General features: G+C 62.9%; 6 protein-coding genes. 1 reads left to right on the forward strand and 5 read right to left on the reverse strand.

Annotation, left to right across the window (positions count from 1 at the left end; genetic code table 11):
* The 3 genes from AC1DX0_RS30615 to AC1DX0_RS30625 form a co-directional block, all read right to left on the reverse strand.
* On the reverse strand, nt 1-309 hold a 309-nt coding region (locus AC1DX0_RS30615; protein WP_477358166.1), incomplete at its 3' end, for an ABC transporter permease subunit.
* Nucleotides 306-1,178 carry a branched-chain amino acid ABC transporter permease gene (locus tag AC1DX0_RS30620; RefSeq protein WP_477220817.1) on the reverse strand — a complete coding sequence of 291 codons (873 nt, stop codon included), beginning with the start codon at nt 1,176-1,178 and terminating at the stop codon, nt 306-308. The genes AC1DX0_RS30620 and AC1DX0_RS30615, both read right to left, overlap by 4 nt.
* 74 nt (nt 1,179-1,252) lie before the next feature.
* Nucleotides 1,253-2,461 (reverse strand): ABC transporter substrate-binding protein, encoded by a 1,209-nt coding sequence (locus AC1DX0_RS30625; RefSeq protein ID WP_477220816.1) that lies wholly within the window; start codon nt 2,459-2,461, stop codon nt 1,253-1,255.
* 176 nt (nt 2,462-2,637) lie between these two features.
* Here AC1DX0_RS30625 and AC1DX0_RS30630 point away from each other — a divergent pair, with 176 nt between their 5' ends.
* Nucleotides 2,638-3,624, forward strand: a complete 987-nt coding sequence (locus AC1DX0_RS30630) for an aldo/keto reductase (RefSeq protein ID WP_477220815.1) — start codon at nt 2,638-2,640, stop codon at nt 3,622-3,624.
* A 14-nt stretch (nt 3,625-3,638) separates the two neighbouring features.
* Here the strand turns inward: AC1DX0_RS30630 and AC1DX0_RS30635 are convergent, their stop codons facing one another.
* Entirely contained in the window at nt 3,639-4,163 is a 525-nt protein-coding gene (locus AC1DX0_RS30635) for a DUF5943 domain-containing protein (RefSeq protein WP_477220814.1), read from the reverse strand.
* An 11-nt stretch (nt 4,164-4,174) separates the two neighbouring features.
* Nucleotides 4,175-5,284: metal-dependent hydrolase family protein (locus tag AC1DX0_RS30640; protein ID WP_477358168.1), on the reverse strand; the 1,110-nt coding region annotated here is incomplete at its 5' end.

Raw genomic sequence — 5,284 nt, forward strand, 5'->3', positions numbered from 1 at the left:
GGCGAAGACAGCACTGGCAAGGGCGGCCGCCGGCAGCGCGGTCCAAAAGCCGACGTCAAAGTCCCGCGCCAGGATCGCCGCCGCGTAGGCGCCGACGCCGACCAGTGCGGCATGGCCCATCGACAGGATGCCGGTCTGGCCGAACAGCACCGAAAGGCCGTAAAGGGCGATGACGTTGATGCCGGCCGAGATCGCCAGCGACAGGAAGCGGTTGCTGGGCGAGAACAACGGCACGGCCGCGATCAGCGCCAGGATGACCAGCACCGGCAAAAGGGAGCGCAACGGCTTGAGAGTGGCGCCGGCATTCATGACGCCATCCGGGGTCCGCTGGTGCCGCCGAACAGGCCGTGCGGTCGCACGATCAGCACCAGGATCATCAGGGCGAAGGAATAGGCGTCGGTCCATTGCGAGAAGCCGTAGCCGGCGCTGAAGCCTTCGACGATGCCGAGGATGAGGCCGGCGGCGACGGCACCGTAGATGTTGCCGAGCCCGCCGATCAACGCGACGGCAAAGCCTTTCATCACCATGGTGCCGCCGGTGAACGGGGTGATCGGAAACAGCGCGATCAGCAGGGCGCCGCCAAGGCCAGCCAGCGCGCTGCCGAGCACGAACACGCCGGTGATGTAGCGGCGCACGGGAATGCCCATCAGGGCCGCCGTGTCGCGATCCTCGACGCTGGCGCGCAAGGCGCGGCCATAGCGGCTGGCGGTGATCATACGGAAGCTCAGCGCCACCACTGCGATGGTGATCAGGATGACCATGACGCGGACAGAGGCGATGCGTACGCCGCCGATCTCCCAGACCGTGGTCAGCGGGCGCGGAATGCTCTTCTGGTTGGGATTCCAGAACAGCACGACGACATGCTGCAACACGACGATGAGGCCAAGCGAGACGATGAAGCCGTTGGTCGGCCGCTCCAGCGTGAAGCGGAACAGGCCGCGCTCCAAGATGTAGCCCATCAGCCCGACCGCCAGGATCGAAAGCACCACGGCCAAGGGGAAGCCGAGGCCGGCGCTGACGGCGAGCCAGGTGACGATGCCGCCGATCATCAGGAACTCGCCATGAGCGAAGTTGATGATGCCGGTCAGGCCGAAGATCAGGGTCACGCCGATGGCGATGAGCGTGATGACGCTGGCGATGGAAAGGCCGTTGAGGATTTGCTGGATGAAAATATCCACGGCGATCGAGACCTGCCTTTATTGCAAGAAAGGGAGTTGGCGGTGGATGCCGCCAACTCGGGGATGATGAAGCTTCAGCTCTTCGGCGCTTCGGCCGGTGGCTGCTGCATGGCGCAGGAGATGGCGCCGCCGGGTGCCGCGGCGCAAACCTCGGTGGCATGGGTGACCTGGTGCGTCGGATTGAAGGTCAGATCATCCGAGACCACGCCCTGATGGTGCAGCGTCAACAGCGCCTCGACTGTCTTGTCCGGATCGAAGCTGTCGGCCTTCTGCCAGGCTTCGACCAGGAAGTGGACATAGTCATGGTAGAGCAGCGACACCGAAGAGGTCACGCCGTGCGGCGCGCCGGCGGCGAAATAGGCGTCGAAATAGGCCTTGGCTTTCGGGTTGGACGACTCGCCCCAACACACCGGGACGCAGCTCATCGCCACCGGCACATCGGCCGAAAGCTGCTTTTCCTTCCAGATGCCGGGGTCGACGCCGAACAGGAAATAGCTCTTGGCCGCGCCGAGTTCGAGCGCCTGCGGCAGCGCCGTCAGCGTTGAATCGCCATTGTACCAGAAGTGGATGATATCCGGATTGAGGCTCTTGGCCCGCGTCAGGAAGGGCGAGAAATCGGTCGTGTCGGGCGGATAGAAGATGATGTCCGGCACGTCCTGCCCTTCGGCCTTCAGCGCCTTGTAGTAGTAGGACGACAGGAACTGGCCGGTGGCATCGTTGCCGACGATCATCACCGACTTTTTCGGCTTGAAGCCGAGCAGTGGTTCGAGCAGGGACAGGACACCACGTGCGGTCGATCCGGAGCGCTGGAATTCCTGCGGTTCGGACTGGAAGAGATAGTGGTCCTCGCCACCCGGCTTGACGCTATCGGGGTTGAGGATTTTCGCCAGTGTCGAATTGCCAGCGAAATGGATGATCTTGGCCGGCTGCGTGATCTTGGCCATGGCCAGCGTGAAGTCATGCGTTTCCGAGCCGAAGATCGCCTGCACCTTGACGTCGCGCACCAGTTCCTGGGTCGCGGCGATCGCGGTCGCGATATCGGTGCGGTCGTCACGCTTGACCATTTCGAGCTTGTAGGTCTTGCCGCCGACCTTGAAGCCGCCGGCATCGTTGATCTGCTTGACGGCAAGGCCGACGCCCGCGGGCAAGGTATGGCCGGCGGAAACGAACGAGCCAGACTCGGCGGCGACGACGCCGATCTTGACGATGTTGTCCTCGGCCCACGCCGGATGAGCAAGCGCGCCAAGGCACAGGGCCGCGCCCAGTTTAAGAACGGTTTTCAATTTGAGATCCTCCCGACTCCAAACGATTGCAGTCTTACCGGGTTGTCATACAACCCTGTAATCTGGTAAATCTTACGGACAGGGATGTCAATCGCATTGCCATGCGATAAGAGGCTTCCCGAAAATCAGAATCGCAGAGCCGGAATCGCCGGCAAGCCGCAGTCAGGAACAGCAAGATGCAATCACGGAAATTCGGCCGCACCGGCAGATCAGTCAGCGAAATCGGTTTTGGCTCATGGGCTATCGGTGCCGCCTGGGGCGAGGTCAATGACGACGATGCGGTGGCCGCCCTACATGCAGCCCTCGATGCCGGCGTCACGTTTATCGACACAGCGGACGTCTACGGCGACGGCCGCTCCGAAAAACTCATCGCCAGGGTGATGAAGGAGCGCGGCGGCGAACGACCGTTCATCGCAACCAAGGCCGGAAAGCGGTTGCCCTCACAGACGGTCGAGGGCTTCAGCCAGGAGAACCTGACCGGCTGGATCGACCGCAGCCTCAAATATCTCGAGGCGGACACGCTCGATCTCGTACAGCTGCACTGCCCGCTGACAGACCTCTACTATCATCCGGAGGTTTTCGAGCGCCTCGACCGGCTCGTCGAGCAAGGCAAGATCCGCAATTACGGCGTCAGCGTCGAGCGGGTCGAAGAGGCGCTGAAGGCGATGCAATATCCCGGCGTCGTCAGCGTGCAGATCATCTTCAACGCCTTCCGCCAGCGTCCGGCGGAATTGTTCTTCGATCAGGCGAAAAAGAACGACGTGGCCATCATCGCCCGCGTACCGCTGGCCAGCGGGTTGCTTTCAGGCAAGTTCAAGGCCGACACCAAATTCGAGACCACCGACCATCGCCTGTTCAACCGCAACGGCGAAGCCTTCGATGTCGGCGAGACGTTTTCGGGCGTGCCCTATGAGGTCGGGCTGGCTGCGGTCGAGAAGATCCGGCCGCTGGTATCGGGTGACACGACGATGGCGAAATTCGCGCTGCGCTGGATCCTGATGTTCGACGCGGTGAGCGTGGTCATTCCCGGCGCCCGCAATCCGGCGCAGGCGGTTTCCAATGCGGAAGCGGCGGAGCTTGCGCCATTGTCAAGTGAGCTGATGGGCAAGGTGAAGGCCATATACGACCAGGACATCAAGCCTTACGTGCATCAGCGCTGGTAATTGGCGTCAGCGGGCTATTGCCGGGCTTCGAAATCGAACCGGCAATGGTCATGCTGGCCGTCGCAGGCGCAATAGGTCTCCTCGCATGCGACCGCCGTCGGATCCGCAATGCCGAGCAGGAATGAGAAGGCGCCGGTGAAGAAGCCTTCAAACATGTAGCAGACGCGCTGGCCAGGCTGCTGCCCGGCCTCGAGGGCGAAGATCGAATTGCGCAGGCTGATGCTGCCGCGACGGCCGATAGTATCCAGCACGTCGATCGAGAACTGGCCCCAGCCGCGCTGCGACAGGCGCTGGAAATAGTGGCGGAAGGTCGCCTCAGGATCGAGGCCCTTGCCGCGCACCTGCGCCTCGCACCATTCGATGGCGGATTTCGCCGTCGATATCAGCAGGATGGCGCGGTAGGCCTCGCGGCCGAGAGCTGCCTCGACCGCGAGATGATTGTTCACCAGGAAATGCCTGGGCAAATAGACCATCGGCAGCCCGTCGGTCCGCCAGATTCCGGTCGTCTCATCGACATCGATCGGAACCGTGGGCTGCATGATGCCCAGGCCTAGGCCGCTTGCCGCTGCGACGCGACCGAGGCCGACTGGTCCTTGTAGAGCTCGCCATCCTTCATGATGACGATGAGGTTCTTCTCATGCACCATCATGTCGAGATCCTTCAGCGGATCGCCATTGACCAGCAACAGGTCGGCGATGAAGCCCTCCTTGACCATGCCGAGCTCGTCGCCGAGACCCATCACCTGGCCGCCGAGCCGCGTGCCGCACTGCAGGGCTTCGCTGGGCGAATATCCCAGCAGGTCGACGAAGTGTTTTAGATCCCGCGCGTTGGTGCCTTGCGGCGTCTGCGCGAAACCGTAGTCGCCGCCGATCAGCGCGCGCACGCCGCGCTTGCGCAGTTCGGTGTAGACCTTGCGGCTGTCGTCGAGGATGCGCTGCATGCCGAACTTCACCGCCATCTCATGGGTGAAGCCGAAGGGCTCGCCCTCATAGAGCGTGCCGTAGATGATGCCGATGGCCGGGCCGACGAAGATGCGGTCCTTGGCCGATTCCAGCGCGTCGAGCGCCTCCTTGTCGGCGGATTCGCAGTGGTAGATGACGTCGACGCCGCACTTCACCGCGCGCTTGACCGAACCGGCGGCACGGGCATGGCAGTTGATCTTCTTGCCGAAGTCACGCGCCACCGACACTGCCGTCATCACCTCGGCCTCGCTCATGACGGTGAGGCCGCCATGCGCGGCGGGGCTGAGATCATCGCCCGAAATGTTGATCTTGATGTTGTCGGCGCCTTCTCGGCAGCAGAGCCGCACCGCCTTGGTGATCTCCTCGACGCCGTCGGCGATCATGCCGAAGCTCTCGTGGTACATATGCTGCTGGCGCTCGTCGCCGAGACCGCCGGTAACGGTGATTTCCGGGCTGCCGGCACGCATGCGCGGGCCCGGCAGGCGGCCGGCATTGATTTCATTGCGGATTACGATGTCGAGCCTGAGCTTCGAGGTCGCGGCGCTGTAGGCGCTGGTGAAGCCATGGTCGAGCAAGGTCTTGGCGTTGCGCATGGTGAGCAGCAGATGCTCCTCGGGCGGGATCAGGCCGAGATCGGAATCCTTGATCGCGCCGCCGAAGGAGATGTGGTCATGGCCTTCGACAAGGCCCGGCATCAG

This window comes from Mesorhizobium sp. P3_A9 (assembly GCF_056402975.1).